The sequence below is a fragment of the Pelomonas nitida genome (assembly GCF_043555975.1).
GTDB classification, from domain to species: Bacteria; Pseudomonadota; Gammaproteobacteria; order Burkholderiales; family Burkholderiaceae_C; genus Pelomonas; species Pelomonas nitida.
In genome coordinates, this window is record NZ_JBIGIA010000003.1 from 197,336 (window position 1) to 221,130 (window position 23,795).

The following is a 23,795-nucleotide window of genomic DNA, read 5'->3' on the forward strand; positions in this document are numbered from 1 at the left end:
GAAGCCTCACAGTATAGCCAGTTTTTTGACTCTCCGGCAAGAGTTTGGAACTGTTTGATCAAGAAATTTCAAACTGCCCCCTAAGCGGCCTTCAAGGCAGGCGAGCTGCCGCTTCGAAGCAGCGGGCGCGGCGCGTCTCGTCGCCTTCCTGCTCCGCCAAGGCCGCCAGCGCCAGCCAGCTACGCCGACGGGCGCCGCCGGGCATGCCGACATCCTCAGCCGCCGCGTCGAGCATCAGGCGGGCCTTGCCCCACAGCTGACGCTCGGCGAGCGCATGACCGAGGGCGTAGGCCAGCGCCCGCTCGCGCGGGAAGCGCGCCTGCGCAGACTCCAGCCGTTGCAGCCAGTCCGGCCCGCACCCTGCCAGCACAGGCACCAAGGCCAGCGCCATCTCGCGCCGGTCGTCCGAGGTCAGTTCGCCCAGGTCGTCGAAGAAAGGCCGCAGCCAGCCCCGACCATCATCCGGCGACCCCAATTGGCCGGCGCATTGCGCGGCACGCGTCGCCACCAGGGGGTCGCGGCGATCGCTGGGGTCGAGCTGTTGCCAGGTTGTCCGCAGCTGATCGACGTCGCGCGCGCCGTCCAGCGCCTCGAACGCCAGCGAGCGCAGCAAACCCTGCGCCGCCACCTTGGAGAAAGCCTGATGCTTGGCCAGCAGGCGGGCCGTTCGCAAGGCGTCGAGCGGCTGACGAGCCAGCCGCGACGCCTGCAGCCGCAGCCGCAGCGCCTGGGTGCGACGCGCCACGCCGGGCGGCAACTCGCCCAGCAACGCCAGCGCACGCGGTGCGTCGCGGTCGTCGAGCGCCCACTCCGCGGCGAGAAGCCGAGCCCCTTCTTCCTGCGCGCGTGCGCTGCTGCTGCGTCGCGCCAGCTCCAGCGCCTTGGTCAGCTGCTCGTCGCGATGCCGGCGATCCTGCAGGCGGTGCGCACTGGCCGCCGCCAGCAGATGGGCCAGCGCCATGAAAGATTGGTCTGCCGCCAGCTCGGGCGTGGCCGACTGGATGTTGAGCGCCCGTTGTGCGGCCTTCTGGGCGCGGCTGAAGCGGGCGCCGAAGAGCTCGACGAGCGACTCGCGCAGCGCCAGTTGCGCATTGCGTTCGCGCTGGGCCATGCGCCATTCGCGAGCCCGCTTGGGCAGCGTCGTCAACGCTTCGATCGCCTGGATGGCCGTCACCAGCGCAAAACAGCTGGCGACGAGCAGCAGCAGGAACAGATTGAGCGAGATGTCCAGACGCCAGCCCGACCAGTAGAAGCTGGCGAGGCCGTCGTTGGAACCCAGCGTCAGCGCGGCCACCACGGCCGCGATGAACAGCAGGACCAGCCAGATGACGAGCCGCATGGTCAGCGCCCCGCTGCGGCCGCGGCCAGCGCGGCCAGCGTGTCGTCGGGCCGCGGCACGCTGACCTGGCGAGCCTGGCCAGCCACCTGACGCAGCAACTCGGCGACGCTGGCGACCTTGCGCGAGCGGGTGTCGAAATAGCGGTTCAGCATTTCCTGGCAGTCGCGCAAGTCGGACTGCGCCGTATCGAACTGGCGGCTCAGCAGCGCCAGGCGGGCGTTGAGCAGGCGCAGCTTGAGGTTCTCGCGCAGGAAGAAGCTCTGGTCCGGCGAGATCAGCGCCGCCTCCGGGTGTGTGATGCGGGTCACGCGCAGCAGCGTCTTGGCCTCGCCCCATGCAGCCCCCGTCCAGTCGGACAGTTGCTGCGTGGCCTGCCACCACCACAGCGCCAGCTTGCCGTCAGCCGCCGCAGCGGCCTGTTCCCGCTGCAGCAGCAGCGCACGATCGCGCTCCTTGGCGGCGGCCTCGGCCCGGCGCTCCTCGCGAGGGGTGGTGACCTCGCCGCCCGAGAGGAGCGGCATCTCGTCGGCCATGCGGACGACTTCATCGAGCTTGATGGTCAGCGTCGAGACATCGACGACGGCAACGGCCTTGACGCGGTCCAGGTCACGCCCGACCGCGCGGCGCACGCCTTCCATGCGCGGCTGCTTGTAGCGCAGCAGGCGTTCGTCGGCCTGCTTGAGCGTGGCCACCAGCGGCTCGGCACTGCCAGTGATCTGCGTCTGTTGCAGTGCCACGCGGATGGCGGCCTCGATATCGCCGACGACGTTCTCGTCGCGCGAGCGGGACATGGACTGAATCAGCTCCTCCAGCTGCCCGCGCTGCAGCGCCACCTCGGCGAGGCGCGCATCCAGCAGCGACACCTTGGCGGCCGTGTCGCGCACCAGCTCGGCCGACTGCTTGGCGGCCAGATGCGCCTCGGTGGCCTGCGCCTGGCTGACCTCCTGCCGGCGCACCAGCTCCTGCTCCAGCGACTGCTGGCGGGACAGGCTCTGCCAGGCGAGCACGACGCCCAGCAGCACGCCCGCGCCCATCAAGGCCAGCAGCCATGGCAGCCAGCCCGGCAGCGTGGGTGTCGGTGAAGGACCGGCCGGCGGGGATGCCGGCGGCTCGGCCACGGTTACAGCAGAAATCGGCTCGTTCACAGTGCAACAGATTCTGTCAGAGGGCTTTCAGGGCCCGGATGACCGCTTCGGGGGCCGGTCGCGTCAAAACCACAGGCGCGAAGCCCGCGGCGCGGGCCGCCTCGGCAATGCGCGGGTGGGTGGCAATGGCCGGCTGCCCGGCCAGCGCCCTGCCCTGCAGATGCCCGATGGCCTCAGCGCTGCTGAACAGCCAGACATGGGCTTGCGGGCGGGACCGCACATCGTCGAGCAAGGCCAGCTCGGCGGCGGAAAAAGACGGGCCGCTGCGGTGATAGACGGTCACCGCCTCGACCCGAGCGCCTGCCTCGCTGAGCCGGTCGGCCAGCCATTCGCGCCCGCCATCACCGCGCAGCATCAGCACGCGCGCCCCGCCCCAATCTCGCCGGGGAGCCAATTGCTCCCAGAGGTGCTCGGAGTCGAGGCTCTCGGCGTCAGCGGCCGGCTGAACGATGTTCTCGACCGGCACGCCTTGCGCCGCCAGCGCCTGCGCACTGCCCGGGCCCACGCAGGCCGCCAGCGCTTGCGCCGGCCAGGCGGCCCCCGCAGACGCGGCGAAGAACTGCGCGACGGCATTGGGGCTGACGAAGACGGCCAGGTCCACCGCCGGCAGGGCCGCCCACGCAGCCTGCACCGGCGCCGCATCACGCGCCGGCAGGATTTCGATGAGCGGCAGCGCCACGGCATCGACGCCCAGCGCGGCCAGCCGCGCGAGCCAGTCGCCGCACTGCGCGCGCGGGCGGGTGACGATGAGGGTGGCCGTCATCCGGGCAGGTAGGAGCCCGCACCCAGGTCGCGCAACTGCGCCGCAGCCTGCTGGCCCAGCGCCCGGGCAGCGGCGGCATCCACCACCTCGGCAGTGGCGCGCACCCGCAGCAGCGGCGACCGGTGCTGCTCCGCGTGGCCCAGCGCCGCGTCCAGGCACAACGTGGCCCCCTGCCAGCGCGCATGGGCGGCCAGCGGCAGGCTGCAACTGCCGCCGAGCGCGCGCGACACGGCGCGCTCGGCCTCGCAGGCCAGTTGCGTCGGCCCGTGGACGAGTTGGGCGAGCGCGTCGGCCAGCTCGCCGTCATCGGCACGGATCTCCAGCCCCAACGCGCCCTGCCCCGCGCAAGGCAGCATCTGATCGATCTCGAACAGCGCGCGCACCCGGTGCGCCAGGCCCAGCCGCTTGAGGCCGGCGGCGGCCAGCACGATGGCGTGGTAGCCGCCTTCGTCGAGCTTGCGCAGCCGCGTGTCGAGATTGCCGCGCAGTGGCTCCACGCGCAGGTCCGGCCGGATGCTGAGCAACTGCGTCACGCGGCGCAGGCTGGAGCTGCCGACGACGGCGCCTTCGGGCAGCTCGGCCAGCGACGCATAGTCATTGGCCACGAAGGCGTCACGCGGGTCCTCGCGCTCCAGCACGGCGGCCAGCGTGAAGCCCTCGGGCAGCTCCATCGGCACGTCCTTGAGCGAATGCACGGCAAGCCGGGCACGGCCTTCGGCGAGCGCCGTTTCCAGCTCCTTGACGAACAAGCCCTTGCCGCCGACCTTGGACAGCGTGCGGTCGAGGATCTGGTCGCCGCGGGTCGTCATGCCCAGCAGCGTGGCCGTCAGGCCCAGTTCGTTGGCGAGGCGGGCCTGCACATGCTCGGCCTGCCACAACGCCAGGCGGCTCTCCCGCGTGGCGATGGTGATGGGGGTGGTCATGGCGGGGCATTATCGAGGCGCGCTGCGGCCGGCCAGAGAAGGCTCCCGGACAAGAGGGCTGGCGTCGCGCGTCAGCGGGACCCGTTCGTCAACCCGGGGCGGTCAGCGTGGCGTCGTCGCGCCCCCGGCCAGCAGCGGGCGCTGTCCCTATGCCGCCCGCAACCGCTTGAAGAAGGCGTTGATGGTGAGCCGCCCGAGCCCGGCCTGATAGCCGGCCTTGTGCGCCGCCCAGCGGATGTCGGCGGAATGCAGGATGCCGCCGTCGTAGAACACGGCCCGGTTCCAGCGCGCCGGCAACCGGCCGATGACTTCGAAGTAGCGGTTGCTGTCGGTCATGTAGCCCGGCGCGATGCCGTATTTGTCGGAGAAGGCGCTGGGCTCCAGCGCGTTGGCGTCTTGCATGAACTGGCGCGTGTCGGCAGCGGACATCAAGGACCGGAAGAACACCGTGCCGCCCAGCTGTTCATCCTCGAACAGGTAGTGCACGCTGGCAGCGATCATCTCGCCCGGCGCGACGCCCGAATCGTCGCGGTGGCAGATGCGCTGGCGCGGGTCCAGCGAGGCGGCCTCCTGCGTGACGCGCGAGAAGCGCCCGAACAGGCCCAGCCCGGGCCCAGCGCCGAGCCGGCTGCGCAGCTGCTGCTCGAAGTACTCCCCGAGCGGCCGGCAGAGGTCGTCGGACAGCGCCAGCTGCGGCCCCGGGTAAGGGTGGCCGGCGGACGACACGAACCGGGCCGCCTGCGCCTCGGCGAAGGCCACGAGCGCCTGCGGGTCCAGCACGAAATCGTCGACGACGTGAACCGTGGAGCCATCGTCCAGGCGCACGGTCTCGATGCGGGCGTCGGGGTTGACGCGCAGCAGCGGCCGCGCCCGCACGGCAGGGTCGATGGCCGGCGCCGGGCAGAACTGGTCGATGAACTGCTGGTGGCTGGGCAGCTTCATCAGCGTGCGCGCCACCTCCTTGCGAACGCCGCCGAGAAAGTCGGCCAGCGTGCGGTCGTCCATGTTGCGCGTGATGGGATGGTGGCTGGCGGGCTGGATGCCCTGCCCCATCATGACCTGCACCCAGGAGTTCTCGGCGAACAGCTCACCCGGCCGCAGCGCGATGCGGGCCGTGTCGCGGAAGTGCTGCAGCCGGTGCTTCAGCAGCGCGGGTACCTCCATGTCGCGGCAGCCGCGCCAGAAGGCGGAGTCGTCGCGGTTGGTGACGTGGTAGTGCAGGATGATGAAGTCACGGATGACCTCGATGGCCTCGCGGGCCTGCTGGTTGTACTCGTCGACATCACTCTGGCGGATGCCGTCCGACGGGAACAGCTCCACGAGCCGCGTCATGCCCTTCTGGATCAGGTGGATGCTGGTGGACTCCAGCGGCTCCAGGAAGCCGCTGGACAGCCCGATGGCCACGCAGTTCTTCTTCCAGACCTGCTCGCGCTGGCCCGGCGTGAAGCGGATGACGCGCGGCTCGCGCAGCACCTCGCCCTCCACGTTGGCGAGCAGCGCGGCCTTGGCTTCGTCGTCGCTGATGTGCCGGCTGCTGAACACGACGCCGTTGCCGACCCGGTGCTGCAGCGGGATGCGCCATTGCCAACCCCAGGGGTGCGCGATGGAGCGGGTGTAGGGCACGGGCTCGCCGACGCGCGTCGTTTGCACGGCCAGTGCGCTGTCGCAAGGCAGCCAGTGCGACCAGCTCTCGTAGGGCACACCCAGCGTCTCGCCCAGCAGCAGCGAGCGCATGCCGGTGCAGTCGATGAAGAAGTCACCATCGACCCGTGTGCCATCGGCGAGCTGCAGGCCGGTGATGTTGCCGCTGGCCGCATCGGTGTGGACCTGCGCGATCTTGCCCTCGATGCGCTGCACGCCCAGTGGCTCTGAGAACCGGCGCAGGTACTGGCCGTACAGCGTCGCGTCGAAGTGGTAGGCGTAGTTGATGCCGTTGTCGGGCAGCAGCGCGAAGCGGTTGGCCATTGCCGCTTGCAGCTCCAGGCAGTACTCGCCATAGCCGCCAGCCAGCCCGCGCCGGCGCGCGTCCAGCCAGAAATGGTGAAAGCCCGCCGTCCAGTGGCCCTGGCCGGTCTTGCCGAATGAGTGGAAGTAGTGCTCGCCGACGTTGCGCCAGTTCTCGAAGCTGATGCCCAACTTGAAGGTAGCCTGCGTGGCCTGGATGAACTCCTTCTCCTCCAGGTCCAGGATCTCGTGCATGAAGTGCAACGTCGGGATCGTCGCCTCGCCAACGCCGACGGTGCCGATCTCCTCCGACTCCACCAGCCGGATCTCCAGCTGCCGGCCCAGGCATTTGGCAAGCCCGGCCGCCACCATCCAGCCGGCCGTGCCCCCCCCGGCGATGACGACGCGACGAATGGGCTGGGGTGCAGGCGAAGTGGTCATGAAGCGTCGATCTATCGGTTGAGCCGGTTCAACAGCAGCGCGCGCAACTGGCGGGCGCGGTGGTCGTTCATCGGCGCGAGGATGCCGCGCGCCGCGGGCGGGATGTGGGCCGCCGTCTGCTCGTCGGCGTCAAACACGTAGTGGTCGAACAGCGCTCGCCAGGCGTCCCGCTGTGCGGGCGGCAGGTCACGCAACGACAGCAGCGCCATCATCAACGTGTTCAGCGGCGTGTCCATGAAGGCGGGCGACTGACGCCACCAGAAGTTGACCAGCGCGTTGACCGGCTCCAGCGCTTCCACCCCGTGCCACCACTGGCTGGGAATGAAGAGCGCATCGCCCGGCAGCAGCTCGAAGACCTGCGCCCGGGCCAGCGCCTGCGCATAGCGCGGGAAGCGGGTGAGATCGGGGTGGGCGTGGTCGACCAGGCTGACCGGCTGGCCGGCGGGCGTCAGGTCCAGCGGGCCGATGTAGAGGTTGGCCACCTCGTCAGGCGGGAACAGCGTGAAGCGTCGCCGCCCCGCCACGACGCAGGCGATGTTGTCGGGCAGGTCGAAGTGCGGCGCCACGCGCATGCGGTTGCCCAGCCACAGGCTCACATGCGGCTGGCACGCCGCCAGCGCGGGCAGGTCGTTGTGCTGGCGCAGCCCGGGGAAAGAAGCGTCGACCTCGGTGGAGCCGAGATAGACCGCGTCGGCCGTGCCGGCCAGCAATTCGTCCAGCAGCGCGCCGAAGGTCTGCACCTCGTGGCGGTAGTTGAAGCCGCTGAAGTCGTCGTTGTAGAAGAAGCGGCCGTCGATGGCCGGGCCGCCTCGCCACAGGCCCAGCCGGGTCTGCGCGCCGAACCGGCGCAGGTAATCGCAGAACGCCGCGTCCGAGCGGCGGGCCGCCTGCACGAGCGGCCAGTGCGCCGCCAGGCCGCGCAGCAGCACGGGCTCGGTCGACTGCAGCACACCGGCCGGCAGCTCGGCAGCGGCCGGCGGGCTGGAAACGGCGAGCGCCGACATCTCGCGTCAGGCCTCGCGGGCCAGGTGGCGCCGGATCAGCGGCACGAAATTGGACAGCGACGCCAGCGCCATGTAGATGGGCTGCAGATAGTCCGCCTGGTGCAGCAGCCCCACGGTGGCCGCGTCCAGCGCGGCCAGGCGCTCCTCGTCGATGATGTGGTAGCCCAGCAGCTGGCCGTGCGTGCCGTCCGGCCGCTCCACGTCGAGCGTGAACGGCTCCAGCAGCTCGTGCGCCACCAGCGTCAGCACGAACTCGGTCGTGGCCTCCAGGCCTTCGTGCAAGGCTTTCAGCACGGCGTTGGCGTTCTCGATGAAGTCCGACGTGCCGCCATGCGGCAGGAAGACGGCCTCACCTTCGGCGCCGCGGCTGATGCGCCGGCTGGCCATGTCGACCATCATGCGCAGTTCGCCGTCGGCAACGCCGATGGAGAACGGCAGCCGTTGCACGGACAGCGGCAGGTAGTCGGCGTCCCAGCCGCTGCCGCCGTCCTCGCGCAGGAACAGGTTCTGGCCCTCGCGCAGCCCGAACAGCACCACGGGCACGAAGCCACCACGGCCATCGGGCTGGAAGACGATGGGGTAATGGGCCTGCAGCTTGCGGAACTCATCGGGCGTGGCCGGGGCAGACATGAAATCGTCGCCCCAGGCCGCGCCGCGCTCGGTGACGATGCGCAGATCTTTGTGCTGGATGTTGTTGAGCAGTTGCAGCATGGGTCAGGTCAGGCGGCCGGCGGCATGCCGTGCGCGCGAATGTGTTGGATGAGGTCGCGATGCCGGGGCAAGCCCCCGAGCAGGCGGCGGGTTATTGTCGTCACGTCCCGCAGGCAGGACTGCGCCTTGGCGAGCCGGTCAGCCCGCAGCGGCCGGCCGACGGGCCGAAAGCCCATGCCGTACAGCACGTACTGGTAGCTGGCCGCCGGGAACACCTCCTCGGCGCGGTAGAAATCGTTGCGCGATGGCGCGCGATGCGCCCACAGCTGCAGCAGCTCGCGCAGCGACTCGGGCTGGCTCGCCGCCGCTCGATGGTCGCGCCAGTAGTCGGCATCGTCCCGCCGGCTCAGCACGTAATGCAGCTTCAGGAAATCGATGATGCGCGACCAGCGGTAGCCGAAAGCCTCGTTGAAGCGGCGCGCCACCAGGTCCATGTCGGCGCGCCCGGCCGGCATCTCGTCGCGGATGAAAGCGGCCGACAGCTCCACCAACGCGAGGGCCGAGGCCTCCAGCGGTTCGATGAAGCCAGCCGCCAGCCCCACCGCGACACAGTTGCGATGCCAGAAGCGCTCGCGGTAGCCCGGCTGGAAGCGCAGCCGGCGAGGCGCGGCGTCGCCCAGCGACAGGCCCTGGCTCTCGATGTAACCCAGCAGCGCGCGCTCGGCCTGCGCGTCGCTCGTGTGACCGGCCGAATAGACCAGCCCGACGCCGCGCCGCGTTGGCAGCGCGATGTCCCAGGTCCAGCCTTCGGCATGCGCGGTCGACACGGTGGCCGAGGCCAGCGGCGCCAGCGGTTCGACGTGCGGCACCTGCACGGCCAGTGCGCTGTCGTTGAAGAGCACCGCCTGCTCGGACCGCAAGCCCACGCCGTAATGCTGCCCGAGCAGCAGCGAGGCCAGGCCCGAGCAATCGATGAACAGGTCGCCCGCGATGTCGCCGTGGGCGCGCGTGGCCAGCGCGGCGATGTCGCCGTTTTGGTGGGAGCGCACTTCGGTGAAATGGTCGACGACATGGTGCACGCCCAGCACGCTCGTCGCATGCCGCTGCAGCAGCTGGCCCAGCTTGACGGCGTCGAAGTGGTAGCCGTAGTTCACAACGCCAGCAAAGTCCGGCGTCGTCGTCTGCTTGGGCGCCAGCGCAGCGTCGCACAGATGCGACTGCGGCGTCACGCTGTCGGCGAACGCCACGCTGGATGCTTCTTGCAGCCAGGCGCCCGCCAGATCCGCGTCGCCCCAGCCATGCGGCAGCGTGAACGGGTGGTAGTAACGGTCGCCAGCGCCGCCCTGCTGCCAGCCCACGAAGCACGAGCCCTGCTTGAAGGCCGCGTCACAGGCACGGATCAGTTCGGCCTCCGTCAGGCCGATGCGCTGCAGCGTCGCGCGCATCGTGGGCCAGGTGCCCTCGCCCACGCCGATGGCCGGCACGTCGGGCGATTCGATGAGGGTGATCTGCAACGCGTCGGGGCCGTCGCCACCCAGCTCGGCAGCCAGCGTCGCGGCGGTCAGCCAACCGGCTGAGCCGCCACCCAGCACCACGATCCGTCGAACGGCTGTCGTCAACTCGGAGTTCATCCAGGGGAAGTATGGCCGCGCGGCCCGTGTGGCGCCGCGCGACGAAGAAATTCGGCAAACGAATCTGGCCGGTGCAGGCTGAACGCCCGCACCGGCCCTCAGAAAGGCGCACGGCGCCAGCCCGCACGGGCCGTCACCGCACGCGTGCTCGTCACTCAGAAGCGATAGCGAGCACCGATCAGGTAGCGACGACCCGTCTGGATGGCCGACACCAGCATCTCGTCGGTCCGGCCATGCTGACGGATGTAGCCGTCGTTCAGGTTCAGCAGATCGAGCTGGAAGGTCAGGTTCTTGCCGAGCTTGTAGCCGATTGACGCGTCCACCTGACCATAGGGTTCGGTGTAGACGGGGTTGTTGCCGTTGCCGTCGCCAATGGCCGCCAGGAACTCGCCACGCCAGTTGTACGCGGCGCGCACCGACCAGACGTCGTTCTCGAAGAAGCCCACCAGATTGGCCGAGTCGCTGACACCCAGCAGCGCAGCTTGCTGGTCCGTGCGCTGGTTGTCGAACTTCAGGCCGGTCTTCACCTTCGTGAAGTTGCCCGACATACCGAAGCCGCTGCTGCCGAACATGTGCTGGAAGTTCAACTCCAGGCCCTTGATCGTGTCGCCAGGCCCATTCGTGAAGGTCGTGACCTTGAAGGGAACGGCCGTGGCACCGGGCACGGCACCGGTGATGACGCCCTTGATCTCCGCGTCGGTCAGCGGGCCGGACACCGTCACACCAGGCTGGCCGCCGTAGGTCTTGAAGATGTAGTTGCGGATGCACAGCGGCTGGGTATTGCCGCCGCAAGCCGCCAGCGCCGCGTTGTAGTACGTGCCGCTGGCCGGATTCAGGATGCCGGGCAGCGTGGTGTCGAAGGTCGACGTGGTGACGAAGTTGTTGACCTTCTTGTAGAACGCGCCGATGGCCGCGTAGCTGGACTTGGCGTAGTAATACTCGGCCGAGAGGTCGAAGTTCTTGGACTTCAACGGCTTGAGCGCCGGATCGCCCGTCGAGCCGGTGCCACCGCTGCTCGGGTTGGCGGGGCTGTTCAGGCTCAGGCCACCCTGCATCTGGTTCCAGCCAGGACGGCCGATGTTCTCACCGTAGCTGGCGCGCACCTTGATGTTCGGTGCCAGGTCGGCATCCCAGTCGATGCTGGGCAGCCAGTACGAGTACTTGCCGCTCTTGGTGCCGAATGTGGTGCTGCCCGACGTCAGGTCGATTTCGTTTTGCGACTTCCAGCTCGTCGTGCCGGTGCGGTCGACCACCTGGGACGACGCCTCCACCTTGGTGCTCTCGTAGCGCAGGCCGACCGAGATGTTCATCGGCATCGCGGTGTCGAACGCGTGATCCCACTGGCCATAGAGCGACGTGGACTTCTCCGTCGCGCGCCAGTCGTCACCCTTGGTGTAGTCCGACGCCGCCGCAAAGTAGGCCTCGGCCTGAGCCTGCGTCATGCCCGGCGTGTTGGCCATCTTGACCTTGATGGCGCGGTCACGCAGGCTGTTGAAGTCCGCCATGTAGAAGGACTGGAACAGGCGCGGGTCGTCATGACCGGGGATGCGGTTGAAGAAGCCGCCCAGGCTGTAGGTGCCCGTGTTGATGCCGGCGAACTGGCCCAGCGTGGGGGCCACACCACCCCAGTCGTTGTTCTGGTTGTTGTAGCTGGCAGAGCGGTTCTTGGTCTTCGTGAAGCCCAGGCCCGCGAGCAGCTTGTTGTCCGCATCAAACCGGTAGGTGCCACGCGCCTGCCCCTGGTCGATCGTCTGGTCGCTCAGGTTGTTGCGGAACTGGGTGCCCGTCACGTTCATCTTCGTGTCGTCGAACACCTGGCCCGGCAAGCTCAGGATCGGGAACTTCTTGTCGTAGTAGACGGTGGCGTTGCCCTGGTTGAACATCGCCAGGTCCATCGCGTTGTAGGTGCCGAACGGGCTGTCCGGCGACGTCTTGGCGGTGGAATGGTGAGCATCCAGCTCGATGCGCAGTGCGTCGCTGACCTTCCAGTCGGAGTTGAAACCGACGGAGTTGAGCTTGGACTTCTGCGCGTACTGGCCGGTGTTGATGGCGAGGTCGTGCGAGCCGTCCCAGATCGCGGTCTGGACGATGGGCGCGGCAACGCCGCCCTTCGTGAACGTCGTCGCCGGGCTGTTGTAGGTCGCCGTCGGCGTGCCCTTGAGGCTGCCGATCAGCTTGGGCGGCGTGCTCGTGTCGTAGATGTCGGAGAAGGAGTTGTTGAACCAACTCGACATCTCCGCGTTCTTCGAGTGGAGCGTGTTCGTCGCCATCGTGTAGTCGACGGTGAACTTCAGGTCCTTGGTCGGCGCGAACTGCAGCGTCGCCTGGCCGTTGATCCGCTCGCGCTCCATGCCCGTCAGCGAGTAGCGCAGATCGCGCGACGTCGCATACAGCCCGGTGGGCATGTTGATGATGTTGCTGCTGGGGCTGGCATTTTTGACGCCGGCGTCGTTCGTGCCCCAGCCGTTTTGCGTGTAGGCCTTGTTGGAGCCGGAGTCACGCTTGGAATAGCTGCCGCTGATCGCAATGCCCAGCGTGCGGTTGCCGAAGGTGTCGGAGTAAATGCCGGAGATTTCCGGCGTCGTCTTGTCACCCTGCAACGGGCCCGGCAGCCGGCCGACGGACGCGTCGTAGTTGGCCTTCACGCCGATGGCGGCAATGCGCTCGCGCACGTCCAGCGGACGGGCGGTCTTCACATTGATCGTCGCGCCGATGCCGCCGGTGGGCGACTCGGCCCGCGCCGTCTTGTAAACCTCCAGCGCCGAGATCGAGTCGGAGGACAGGTTGGCGAAGTCGAAGGCGCGCGAACCGTTGGCGCCGGCACCTTCCCAGCCAATCATGGCCGTGGGCATCTGGCGACCGTTGAGCAACACCATGTTGAAGTCAGGGCCGACACCCCGCACGGTGACGCGCGAGCCCTCGCCGCTGGCCGAACGGTCGATGGACACCCCGGCAATGCGCTGCATTGACTCGGCCAGGTTGGAGTCGGGGAACTTGCCAATGTCTTCGGCCACGATGCCATCGACCAGGCCACGCGATTCACGCTTGATGTTGACAGCGCTGTCTAGCGACTGACGAATGCCGGTGATGACGACCGATTCGAGCTTCTGTTTCTCTTCGGCCGGTGCGCTTGCCTGCTGGGCATGGGCCGCCGCGCCGGACAGCAATGCCAGCGCCGAAGCCAACGCAACGGGGCGGACACGCGGGGTCGCAGCCTGACGCCGCACCTGGGAACTGTGGGGGTGTTTCATTTGTCTCCTTGCTTGCTTTCTAGGCCCTAGGCTGAGCCGATCGACGTGGACTTGCGATGACTTTCCATTGGGATGCCAGATAACGTTACCAATCCAGCTACGGCCAGCACATTCAAGCCATGTACCTAACGTACTGTATTTTTTGCACCGACGGCGTTCTGCTGGGGTTTGTACGAGTCGCATCAGCCTCTTAGGTCAATTCACAACACCGCACATCAACCGTCATCCAGGCGTCAGTCGCCGCGTTGTGCTGCAACTCAGCCACTCGTTTCATTTCACGAATTGATAACGCTATCATTACCGCTCGAGCGCGGCAACACCTTGTGATCGCCGGCGCGCTGACAACGTTGTCCAAGCTAGTCGATTGGAACGGGCCTGGCAATCCGGTCTGGAACCACCTCCCCCAAATTCAAGGTGGTGGAACATCCGCTGCATTGATGTAGCGAGCGCCGCCCGCTTGGCCGTGGGCCCGTCCGCCAGGCCATGCAGTACAAGCTCTTGGCGGCATCAACCCATCAGCATGCTGCGCTGGCGGCCACCTCTCTCCGTTGGCCGCCGACCGCGCCTGCCGACGGGACGAAGGCCGAGCTGGCTGGCGCCCGCCAGCACCATCAAACCCGCCGGAAGGTTCGAGACGACAAAGCCCCCCCAGGCGCACGCCTCCGGCACGGCGGCACAAGCGCCGCCGCTGGCTGAAGCGCACAGGCGCGTGCCCGCGCTTCTCCAGGCCGCGATGAACACCGCCGCGCCAACGCCCCCGCCCGACGCCGCCGCCCCCCCCACTTCGCGGCACCCGAAGCCAGCCGAGACAACCAAGAAGCGCTCGTTGGCACCGGCGCCACGCCCACCGCGAATCAAGCAACAACTCGACGATTGCAGGCACGTTTTCCAGAAGAAACTGCTAGAGTGATATTCAAGTAATTTCGTTACTTTTTTGAATTCCTTCATTTTTCCGGACGACCCGCCATGCCCCCTCGTGCCGCTCCCGCCCGCCAAGACGCCGAAAAGAACGAACCGCTCGTCGCCGACATCCGGCTGCTCGGCCGCATCCTTGGCGACGTCATCCGAGAGCAGGAGGGCCGTGAGGCTTACGAGCTGGTCGAGCGCATCCGGCAGCTGTCCGTGGCGTACCGGCACAAGCACGACAAGGAGGCCGGCAAGCGCTTCGACAAGCTGCTCAAGAGCCTGTCCGGCGAGCAGGCGGTCAGCGTCATCCGCGCCTTCAGCTACTTCTCGCACCTGGCCAACATCGCCGAGGATCGCCACCACATCCGCCGCCGCGACGTGCACGAACGCGCGGGAAGCCTGCAGCCCGGCTCGCTGGCCTACTGCCTGGAGCATCTGCACGAAAATGGCATCCGCCCGACCGAGATCGCGGAGGTGCTGCACCGCGGATTCATCTCACCCGTGCTGACGGCCCACCCTACCGAAGTGCAGCGCAAGAGCATCCTGGACGCCGAGCGCGCCGTGGCCGGCCTGCTCGAAGCGCGCGACCGCGCCGGCACCGAACGCGAACTGCGCGAAGCCGATGACCTGCTGCGCGCCCGCATCACGCAGCTGTGGCAGACGCGCATGCTGCGCTACTCCAAGTTGACGGTGGCCGACGAGATCGAGAACGCGCTCTCCTACTATCCCACCACCTTCCTGCGCCAAATCCCCAAGCTCTATGCCGAGCTGGAAGAACACCTGCCCGGCGCCAAGCTGCCCAGCTTCCTGCGCATGGGCCATTGGATCGGTGGTGACCGTGATGGCAACCCCAACGTCGGTGCCGCCACGCTCAAGCGCGCCATGCAGCGCCAGAGCGAGGTGGCATTGCGCCACTACCTGACGGAGCTGCACGAGCTCGGCGCCGAGCTGTCCATCTCGCTGCGCCTGACCGGCGTGTCAGCCGAGATGCAGGCGCTGGCCGAACGCAGCCCCGACCAAAACGCCCATCGCCTGGACGAGCCCTACCGCCGAGCGCTGACGGGCATGTATGCCCGCCTGGCCGCCACACTGCACGCACTGACCGGCACCGAGGCGCTGCGCCACGCCGTCGCCCCGCAAGACCCCTATCGCTCGCCCGACGAGTTGCTGGCCGACCTTCGCATCATCGAAGCCTCGCTGAAGAGCCACCACGCCGAGGCACTGATCGCCCCGCGCCTGGCGCCGCTGATGCGTGCGGTGCAGGTGTTCGGCTTCCACCTCGCGACGCTGGACCTGCGCCAGAGCAGCGACCAGCACGAACTCGTCATCGCCGAACTGCTGACCACGGCCCGCATCGAGAGTGACTATTCGGCGCTGGAAGAAGGGCCCAAACGCGCCCTGCTGCTGAAGCTGCTCAGCGACGCCCGGCCGCTGCGCGTCATCGGCGCGAACTACACCGAGAAGACGCTGTTCGAACTCGCCACCTTCGAAGCCGCGCGCGAGGCCCTGGCCCGCTTCGGCCGCGAGGCGCTGCGGCACTACATCATCAGCCACACCGAGTCGGTCAGCGACCTGCTGGAAGTGGCGCTGCTGCTGAAGGAAACCGGCCTGCTGCGCGGCACGCTGGACGGCTACGCGAGCAGCGACCTCATCATCGTGCCGCTGTTCGAGACCATCGGAGACCTGCGTATCGCGCCGGACATCATGCGCGAGTTCTACGCGCTGCCCGGCATCCGCGGCATGGTGGACCGCAGCGGCGGCGAGCAGGACATCATGCTGGGCTACTCGGACAGCAACAAGGACGGCGGCATGTTCACGTCGTCCTGGGAGCTGTACCGCGCCGAGATCGCCCTCGTGGAGCTGTTCGACGAGCTCAAGCGCGTCGGCCCCATCACGCTGCGCCTCTTCCATGGCCGCGGCGGTACCGTGGGCCGCGGCGGCGGCCCGAGCTACCAGGCCATCCTGGCGCAGCCGCCGGGCACCGTGAACGGCCAGATCCGCCTGACCGAACAAGGCGAAGTCATCGCCTCCAAGTACGCCCACCCCGAGATCGGCCGGCGCAACCTGGAAACACTGGTGGCCGCCACGCTGGAGGCCACGCTGCTGCACCCCACGCAGAACGCGCCCAAGGGCTATCTGCAGGCCGCACAAGCGCTGTCGGACGCGAGCTTCAGCGCCTACCGCAAGCTGGTCTACGGCACACCGGGCTTTGCCGACTACTTCTTCGCCAGCACGCCCATCCGAGAGATCGCCGAGCTCAACATCGGCTCGCGCCCGGCGTCCCGCAAGGCCACGCGCGCCATCGAGGACCTGCGCGCCATCCCCTGGGGCTTCTCGTGGGGCCAGGCCCGCGTGGCGCTGCCGGGCTGGTGCGGCTTCGGCTCGGGCGTGGAGGCTTTCCTGGGCGACGAGCCCGGGCAGCGCGCCAAGAACCTGGCCCTGCTCAAGCGCATGCTCAAGGGCTGGCCCTTCTTCCGCGCCGTGCTGTCCAACCTCGACATGGTGCTGGCCAAGGCCGACCTGGCGCTGGCCGAACGCTATGTCGAGCTGGTGGAGGACAAGAAGCTCGGCAAGCGCATCTTCGCCGCCATCCGCGAGGAGTTCGAGCGCACGCAGGCGGCGCTGGGCCTCATCACGGGCGACGACAAGCGCCTGGCGGCCAACCCGTCGCTGGCCCGCTCCATCGAGCACCGCTTCCCCTACATCGACCCGCTCAACCACCTGCAGGTCGAGCTGATGCGTCGCTACCGCCACATCGCGGCGGACGACCCGGCCATGGAGCGCGTGCAGCGCGGCATCCACCTGTCCATCAACGGCATCGCCGCCGGCCTGCGCAACACGGGCTGAGGGCCGGCCGCGTCGTTGCAGCGCTTGCCGAGGCGGCCAGCATTGGCAAGCGCTGCGCCTAGCCGCCAGCCCGGCCGGCCCCCTGCGCACCACCGATTTCACTGCTTCGCTGGACTAGCATGCGGGCCTCCATTCCCAGGAACGTCATGACCCCAGCCGCCGCGCCCATCGTCTGCCTGCATTCCAGCGGAGCCGGTGGCCGGCAATGGCGCCGGCTGCTGGCGGACGCTGCCGCTGCGGGCCACGACTGGACCTGGCATGCCCCCGACTTGCTGGGCCACGGCAGCCGGCCCGGCTGGCCGGCCGACGCCGTGGGCGATCTCGCGCATGAGGCCCGCGAGCTGCTGAACCACCTCCAATTGCCCGCCGGGCAGCCGCTGCACCTGGTCGGCCACAGCTACGGCGGCGCCACGGCGCTGCAGATCGCGCTGATGCACCCCGAGCGGGTGCGGTCGCTCACGCTCTACGAGCCCGTGGCCTTCGGCGTGCTGCCCGCCCTGGGAGAAGAGCAGCCCGAGTGGTGCGAGGCGCGCGACGTGGCCGCCGCCGTCACCGCCGCGCTGGCTCGCGGCGACACCGACGCGGCAGCACGCGGCTTCGTCGGCTACTGGCAGGGCCGGGATGTGTGGCCCGAGCTGGATGCCGCGCAGCGCGCGCGGCTGGCTGAACCCATGCCGACGATCCGACACCATTTCGACGCCCTGTTCGCCGCACGCTGGCAGCCGACCCAACTGGCCGCGCTGCGCATGCCCGTGCGACTGATCTTCGGCAGCGCCACACGGGCCAGCGCGCGCCGCGTGGCGTTGACATTGGCTACGCAACTGCCGCAGGTGCAGACCGTCGAGCTCGACGGTGCGGGTCACCTGGCACCGATCGCGGACGCCGCTCGCGTCAATCCGCTGATCCTGGCGCACCTCGCGGGCATGCTCGGCCAGCCCGCGAGATATCCAGGCTAACCGCGGTTGCCGGCCAGCGCCTCCCGCACCGCCGCCACCTGCCGGCGAGACACCGCCAGCCATTCGTCGACATGCACGATGCGCACGGCCCAGCTGTCGGCCGTGTCGGCAGGCTCATCGCGCTCAGGTTCGCCGACGTTCTTGGGCGCATGGCGCTCCAGCTCGCGCACCGCCCAACGCGCCACCAGCGCATTGCGGTGGATGCGCAGGAATCGATCGCCGTGGCGTTGCTCCAGATCGGACAGCGCGCCGTCCAGCACATGGCTGTCGCTGGCCGTTCGCAGCGTCACGTATTTCAGCTCGGCCTTGAAATACAGCACGTCCCGCAGCGGCACGCGCCGCAGGCGGCCACGGTCGGTGATGGTGATGAAGTCGGCATCGGCCGTATCCGCTGCGTCCACCGGCGGCTGCTTCAGCACGGCCGCGCGTTCGGCCTGGCGTTGGCTGGCCCGTGCCAAGGCGGCTTGCAGCCGTTCGCGCCGCACCGGCTTGGTGAGGTAGTCGATCGCATCCAGCTCGAAGGCTCGCAGCGCATGCATGGCATAGGCGGTGACGAAAACGATCATCGGCACCGCATGGCCCGCCGCCGCGCGTTGCGCCAGGCTGTCGGCGAGCTGCAGCCCGTCCATGCCGGGCATCTGCACGTCCAGCAGCACGAGGTCGCAGCCGTGATCCCGCAGCCAGGCCGCCGCCTGCGAGCCCGTGGCGGCTTCGGCCACCACCTCGCAAGGCGGGTCGGTCACGGCGTCCACGAGGCTGCGCAGGCGCAGCCGGGCCAGGGGCTCGTCGTCGACGATGAGGATGCGTAAGGTCGTCATAGGGGCACCAGGATACGCAACGCGAACCGCTTGGCGGTGGCGTGGATCTCGAAGCTCGCGGCGACGTCGTGCATGAGGCTCAGTCGTTGCCGCACATTGCGCAGCGCCAGCCCGTGGCCGCTGGTGCGGGCCGGCGCGCCGACGCTGTTGACGATGCGGATCTCCACATCCCGGCCGCGCCGGCGCGTGCTCACCTCCACCGTGCCGCCCGCGTCGTTGGGCTCCACGCCGTGCCGCACGGCGTTCTCGACCAGCGGCTGCAGCAGCAGCGGGGGCAGGCGGGCGGCGTCGGTGGTCGGGTCCAGATGCCAGGTGACGCGCAACCGGTCGCCGAAGCGGATCTGTTCGATGGCCAGGTAGCGCCGCGCCAGGTCCACCTCCTCGGCGAGCGTCACGGAAGCCGTGGAGTCGGCAAGCGCCACCCGGAACAGCTCCGCCAGGTCTTCCAGCATGCCCTCGGCACGCGCGGGGTCCACCTGCACCAGCGTGATGGCACTGTTGAGCGTGTTGAACAGAAAGTGCGGCCGGATGCGGGATTGCAGCTCCACGAGCTGCGCCAGCGCGTCGGCCGGCCGCCGTGTGCGCTCACGCTGCTTGAGCCAGCCCAGCAGCAGCGCCGCACCCGCAGCCCCCGTAGCGGCCACGCTGCCCCAGCGCCAAAGCGGCACCAGCTCGCCGGCCGTGAAGCTGAGCAGGCCGAAACCCAAGGTCGCCGTGACAGCGCCCAGCGCCATCAACACGCCCCACTGCACGGGCTCCGGCAGACGTGGCCACAGGCGCTTGGCGGCGCAGACGGCCAGCAGCCAGCTCAGCGACGCGAACATCGTCACCACGGTGCCGTTGGCCGTCAGGGTCAGCCATTGCGCACCGTCGCGCGCCGCCAGCGCGGCACCCAGCGCCAGCAGCAGCTGCACCCCCAGCACCGTGCGCATGACCAGCCCCACATGGCAGACATCGAACGCGCGGGTCGGGTCGAGCAGTCGCGCACCGTTGAGCTGCGGCATGTCGCTCGGCGCATAGCCCAGCCACTGGCTGATGTGCAGAGAGTCGTGCCACTTGCGGCGGCGCGGGCCGGCGGTGCGGCGCTCAGGTGAGGGCATGTCAGGCGTTCGATAATCCCGGGCTGCGCGCGATTGTGCGCGCCGAAACCCGCTGCCCTGCCCGCCCATGTCAGACAACCAACTCGCCAACAAGTCCCAAGCCTGGTCCGCCCTGTTCTCCGAGCCCATGAGCGACCTGGTCAAGCGCTACACGGCCAGCGTCGGCTTCGACCAGCGGCTGTGGCGCGCCGACATCCAGGGCAGCCTGGCGCATGCAGACATGCTGGCCGCGCAAGGCATCCTGAGCGCCGAGGACCATGCCGCCATCCAGCGCGGCCTGGGCGAGATCGCCGCAGAGATCGAGGCCGGCCAGTTCGAGTGGAAGCTGGACCTGGAGGACGTGCACCTCAACATCGAGGCACGGCTGACCGAGCGCGTCGGCATCGCTGGCAAGCGCCTGCACACCGGCCGCAGCCGCAACGACCAGGTCGCCACCGACGTGCGGCTGTGGCTGCGCGGCGAGATCGACGAAATCGCCGGCCTGCTGGGCGCGTTGCAACGGGTCATGGTGGACAAGGCCGAGCAGTACGCCGACACCATCCTGCCGGGCTTCACCCACCTGCAAGTGGCCCAGCCGGTCAGCTTCGGCCACCACCTGCTGGCCTATGTGGAGATGTTTGCGCGCGACACCGAACGCATGCTGGACGCGCGCCGCCGCGTGAACCGCTTGCCGCTGGGCGCCGCCGCGCTGGCCGGCACCAGCTACCCGCTGGACCGCGAACGCGTGGCCCGCACGCTGGGCATGGAGGGCGTGTGTCAGAACAGCCTGGACGCCGTCAGCGACCGCGACTTCGCCATCGAGTTCACGTCGGCGGCAACCCTCGTGATGCTGCACATCTCGCGGCTGAGCGAGGAGTTGATCCTGTGGATGAGCCAGAACTTCGGCTTCATCGCGCTGCCCGATGCCTTCTGCACGGGGTCGAGCATCATGCCGCAGAAGAAGAACCCCGACGTGCCCGAGCTGGCGCGTGGCAAGACGGGCCGCGTGGTGGGCCACCTGATGGGCCTCGTCACGCTGATGAAGGGCCAGCCACTGGCCTACAACAAGGACAACCAGGAAGACAAGGAACCCTTGTTCGACACGGTCGACACCTTGAAAGACACGCTACGCATCTTTGCCGACATGCTGGCCGGCCTGACGGCCAAGCCCGAGGCCATGCGCGCCGCCGCCTTGCGCGGCCACGCCACCGCCACCGACCTGGCCGACTACCTCGTCAAGAAAGGCCTGCCCTTCCGCGACGCGCATGAAGTCGTCGCCCATGCGGTGAAGACGGCCACGGCCAAGGGCGTAGACCTGGCCGCGCTGTCGCTGGACGAACTGAAAGCCTTCGACGCCCGCGTCGAGGCCGACGTGTTCGACGTGCTGTCGCTGGAAGGCTCGCTGAACGCCCGCAACGTGCTGGGCGGCACGGCGCCGGCCCAGGTGCGCGCGCAGGTGGCGCGGCACCGCGCCAGGCTGGCTTGAGCTGGCTCAACAACTTCCCGCCACGCACCGCCTAGCATCCCTCCCATGACCACCCTCGCCTGGACCGACAACCTCGTCCTGAACCAGCCCACGCTGGACACCACCCACCAGGAGTTCGTCGAGCTGCTGAATGCCTTCGGCGACGCGCTGGACGCCGGTGACGACGCCCTGCCCGCCTACCACGCGCTGCTGACGCACACCGAGGCCCACTTCGCGATGGAGGAGGACTGGATGGCGCGCTGCGGCTTCGACCCGCAGAACTGCCACGCCAGCCAGCACGCGATGGTGCTGAACGTCATGCGCGAGGCGCTGCGCTATGCCAACGAGCTGAACGACCGCGAGCCGCTCAAAATCCTGCGCACCGAGCTGGCGGGCTGGTTCCCGCAGCACGCGGAGATGATGGACGCGGCGCTGGTGTTCACGATGGAGCAACTGGGCTTCGACCCGACAACCGGCGAGCGCCGGGAAGCGGCCGTCGCCGAGTCTGCAAGCGCGGGCTGCGGTTCTGGCAGTTGCGGGCACTGAATCAGGCGCCCGTCGACCGCATGGAACAAGGGCCGCTGTTGCGGCCCTTGTCACGTTGACGGCGTCACCATCACCCTAGGGTCACTTCTTCAGGTACTCGAAGAACGCCTGCGAGTGCGACTCGCGGCCGAGGAAGTCCTTCACCAGCTCGGGCGCCGGCTTTTGCGCGCCCTGGCCCAGCACCTGCTCGCGGTAGCGCTTGCCGACCTCCGGGCTGAGCTTGTCGGCAGCGAAGGCCGTGCGCAAGTCCATCGCGACGACCAGACTCCACAAGTAGCCGTAGTAGCCCGCGCCATAACCGCCCGCGATGTGGGCAAAGCCGGCGGGGAACATCGTGCCCGGCACATGGCCCAACGGCGTGGCGCCCTCCATCGTGGCCCACAGCGGCAGCGGCTCAGGCTTGAGGCGCTGGTGCAACGACAGGTCGTAGCTGGCGTACAGGTGCTGGCGGCCGAACTGGCCGCCCTTGCCGAACTCCTTGGCGGCCTTGGCCTGCTCCACCAGCGCGTCCGGCACCGGCTTGCAATCGGCGCACACGGCCTGCATCAGCTTCAGCACCTGCTGGTCGTAGACCCAGTCCTCCAGCATCTGCGACGGCGCCTCGACGAAGTCATGCATGACCGAGGTGCCCGAGGTGGACGCATAACGGGTGCGGGACAGGTCCACATGCACGGCGTGGCCCAGTTCGTGCAGCAACGTCTCGACTTCATCGAGCGTGAGGCCCTGGCGGTCGAAGTTCACCACCAGCGCCGCCGCCGGCGTGCGGCCGATGCGGGTGGCACTGCCGCGCAGCGGCCAGACGGCGGCATGGTTGTACTTGCCCTCGCGCGGGTACAGGTCCACATACAGCTGCGCGATGGCCTGGCCGGTCGCCGCGTCGCTGACGACATAGGTCTGCGCCTCGTCATGCCACAGCTTGTTGTCGATGCGCTGGTACTTCACGCCCATCACCTTTTCGATGATGTGCAGCGCGAACTCCAGGCTGGCCTGCGGCGGGAAGTAGGCCCGGAAGGCGTTCTGGTCGACGCTGAATTTCTGCCGCTTCACGCGCTCGCTGTAGAAGGTGGCATCCCAACGCTGCACGGTCGTCTGCGCCAGCGGCGTGCCCAGGTGCTGGGCCTTGGCCGCGCGCAATTCCTGCAGTTCGTCCTTCTCGCGCGCATTGACGGCACCGCTCACGGCGTCGAGAAAGCGCGTGGCGTTGGCGCCGTTCTTCGCCATCTGGCGGCGCAGGTTGAAGTCCACGTAGTTGTCGAAGCCGAACAGCTTGGCGTACTCGCTGCGCAGCGTGACGATCTGCGCCAGCAGGTCCAGGTTGGCCTGCCCGCCCTCGTTGACTTTGGCGCGCCACATGCGCTCGCGCGCGGCTTCGCTCTCGGCGCTGCGCATGACCGGCACATAGCTCGGGTAGTCCACCCCCAGCACGATGCGCCCCTGATCGTCGCGGCCTGCCTTCTCCCAAACGCTCGCCGGCACGCCCTGCAGTTCGGCCTCGGTGAAGGCCACGCGCGTGCCGGCGTCGCGCACGTTCTTGTTGAACTGCTGGTCCAGCTCGGTCAGCTTGTCCAGGATCTGCTTGGCCCGCGCACGCTTGGGGCGCGGCAGCGCCACGCCGGAGTCCTCGAACTGGCCCGACGACAGGCGCACGAACTCGGCGTCGATGCCGTCCTTCTGCGGCGCCTTCTTCAGCGCGCGGAACAGCTTCTCGTTCTGGCCCAGGCGGGAGGCGAAATCGGCCCAACGCAGCGAACAGGCCTGCGCCGCGTCGCGCACGGCCTTGTCCGGGTGCACGTTCAGCACGAAGTCGTTGGGGTACTGGTGGTCCTCGAAGTAGACCGTCAGGTCATCGAACGCGGCCAGCCAGCCGGCGTCGACCTTGCGCTTCTCCAGCGCCGCCACCCGGCGCTTCGCGCCCTGCAGGCCGGTGTCGCAGCGGGTCTGCACGTCAGCCACGTTGCGGTAAGCGGGGAAGTTGGGGCCGGGCAGCCGGGGCTGGGCCTGCGCGGCGCCGGCCAGCAGCAATGCGGCCAGGGTGATGGGGGCGGTCTTCATCGGGTCTCCTGCGGGAAGCCGGCGATTCTGGGGC

At 68.7% G+C, this 23,795-nt stretch carries 17 protein-coding genes; 4 read left to right on the forward strand and 13 right to left on the reverse strand.

Annotated features, from left to right (window positions below):
• Window positions 1-91: 91 nt before the first annotated feature.
• From ACG00X_RS05280 to ACG00X_RS05325, 10 genes are all read right to left on the reverse strand, one after another.
• The gene (locus ACG00X_RS05280; protein ID WP_394486955.1) at window positions 92-1,339 is read right to left on the reverse strand and encodes a heme biosynthesis HemY N-terminal domain-containing protein; all 1,248 of its coding nucleotides are present in this window, start codon (window positions 1,337-1,339) and stop codon (window positions 92-94) included.
• A 2-nt stretch (window positions 1,340-1,341) separates the two neighbouring features.
• On the reverse strand, window positions 1,342-2,457 hold the full coding sequence (locus ACG00X_RS05285; protein ID WP_394486956.1) for a uroporphyrinogen-III C-methyltransferase: 1,116 nt from the start codon (window positions 2,455-2,457) through the stop codon (window positions 1,342-1,344).
• Between the two features lie 43 nt (window positions 2,458-2,500).
• Entirely contained in the window at window positions 2,501-3,247 is a 747-nt protein-coding gene (locus ACG00X_RS05290) for a uroporphyrinogen-III synthase (RefSeq protein WP_394486957.1), read from the reverse strand.
• Complete coding sequence (hemC, locus tag ACG00X_RS05295; protein WP_394486958.1) at window positions 3,244-4,170, reverse strand: hydroxymethylbilane synthase; 927 nt, start codon at window positions 4,168-4,170, stop codon at window positions 3,244-3,246. Before hemC ends, ACG00X_RS05290 begins: the two co-directional genes overlap by 4 nt.
• A 147-nt stretch (window positions 4,171-4,317) precedes the next feature.
• A complete protein-coding gene (locus ACG00X_RS05300; RefSeq protein ID WP_394486959.1) occupies window positions 4,318-6,555 on the reverse strand; it encodes a DUF6445 family protein in 2,238 nt (745 codons plus the stop codon).
• Between the two features lie 11 nt (window positions 6,556-6,566).
• On the reverse strand, window positions 6,567-7,559 hold the full coding sequence (locus ACG00X_RS05305) for a cupin-like domain-containing protein (protein WP_394486960.1): 993 nt from the start codon (window positions 7,557-7,559) through the stop codon (window positions 6,567-6,569).
• 6 nt (window positions 7,560-7,565) lie between these two features.
• The gene (locus ACG00X_RS05310) at window positions 7,566-8,270 is read right to left on the reverse strand and encodes a SapC family protein (RefSeq protein WP_394486961.1); all 705 of its coding nucleotides are present in this window, start codon (window positions 8,268-8,270) and stop codon (window positions 7,566-7,568) included.
• A gap of 8 nt (window positions 8,271-8,278) precedes the next feature.
• On the reverse strand, window positions 8,279-9,841 hold the full coding sequence (locus ACG00X_RS05315) for a tryptophan halogenase family protein (protein ID WP_394486962.1): 1,563 nt from the start codon (window positions 9,839-9,841) through the stop codon (window positions 8,279-8,281).
• Between the two features lie 155 nt (window positions 9,842-9,996).
• Window positions 9,997-13,092 (reverse strand): TonB-dependent receptor, encoded by a 3,096-nt coding sequence (locus ACG00X_RS05320; RefSeq protein ID WP_394486964.1) that lies wholly within the window; start codon window positions 13,090-13,092, stop codon window positions 9,997-9,999.
• 507 nt (window positions 13,093-13,599) lie between these two features.
• Window positions 13,600-14,040 carry a hypothetical protein gene (locus ACG00X_RS05325; protein ID WP_394486965.1) on the reverse strand — a complete coding sequence of 147 codons (441 nt, stop codon included), beginning with the start codon at window positions 14,038-14,040 and terminating at the stop codon, window positions 13,600-13,602.
• An 18-nt stretch (window positions 14,041-14,058) separates the two neighbouring features.
• On the opposite strand from ACG00X_RS05325, the gene ppc reads away from it, so the two are divergent.
• Window positions 14,059-16,845: a phosphoenolpyruvate carboxylase gene (gene ppc / locus ACG00X_RS05330; RefSeq protein ID WP_394486966.1), complete on the forward strand. Its 2,787-nt coding sequence runs from the start codon at window positions 14,059-14,061 to the stop codon at window positions 16,843-16,845.
• Window positions 16,846-16,991: 146 nt separating this feature from the next.
• Window positions 16,992-17,801: an alpha/beta fold hydrolase gene (locus ACG00X_RS05335; RefSeq protein ID WP_394486967.1), complete on the forward strand. Its 810-nt coding sequence runs from the start codon at window positions 16,992-16,994 to the stop codon at window positions 17,799-17,801.
• Here the strand turns inward: ACG00X_RS05335 and ACG00X_RS05340 are convergent.
• Both ACG00X_RS05340 and ACG00X_RS05345 read right to left on the reverse strand, forming a co-directional pair.
• The gene (locus tag ACG00X_RS05340) at window positions 17,798-18,619 is read right to left on the reverse strand and encodes a LytR/AlgR family response regulator transcription factor (RefSeq protein ID WP_394486968.1); all 822 of its coding nucleotides are present in this window, start codon (window positions 18,617-18,619) and stop codon (window positions 17,798-17,800) included. The genes ACG00X_RS05335 and ACG00X_RS05340 overlap by 4 nt on opposite strands.
• Window positions 18,616-19,719, reverse strand: a complete 1,104-nt coding sequence (locus ACG00X_RS05345) for a sensor histidine kinase (RefSeq protein ID WP_394486969.1) — start codon at window positions 19,717-19,719, stop codon at window positions 18,616-18,618. The genes ACG00X_RS05340 and ACG00X_RS05345 overlap by 4 nt, the downstream gene beginning before the upstream one ends.
• 67 nt (window positions 19,720-19,786) lie before the next feature.
• Between ACG00X_RS05345 and argH the strand changes: the two genes are divergently transcribed.
• Together argH and ACG00X_RS05355 are read left to right on the forward strand one after the other, a co-directional pair.
• Entirely contained in the window at window positions 19,787-21,184 is a 1,398-nt protein-coding gene (gene argH, locus ACG00X_RS05350) for an argininosuccinate lyase (RefSeq protein WP_394486970.1), read from the forward strand.
• Between the two features lie 45 nt (window positions 21,185-21,229).
• On the forward strand, window positions 21,230-21,709 hold the full coding sequence (locus tag ACG00X_RS05355) for a hemerythrin domain-containing protein (RefSeq protein ID WP_394486971.1): 480 nt from the start codon (window positions 21,230-21,232) through the stop codon (window positions 21,707-21,709).
• Window positions 21,710-21,790: 81 nt separating this feature from the next.
• On the opposite strand, the gene ACG00X_RS05360 is transcribed toward ACG00X_RS05355, so the two are convergent.
• The gene (locus ACG00X_RS05360) at window positions 21,791-23,761 is read right to left on the reverse strand and encodes a M3 family metallopeptidase (protein WP_394486972.1); all 1,971 of its coding nucleotides are present in this window, start codon (window positions 23,759-23,761) and stop codon (window positions 21,791-21,793) included.
• Window positions 23,762-23,795 lie beyond the last annotated feature (34 nt).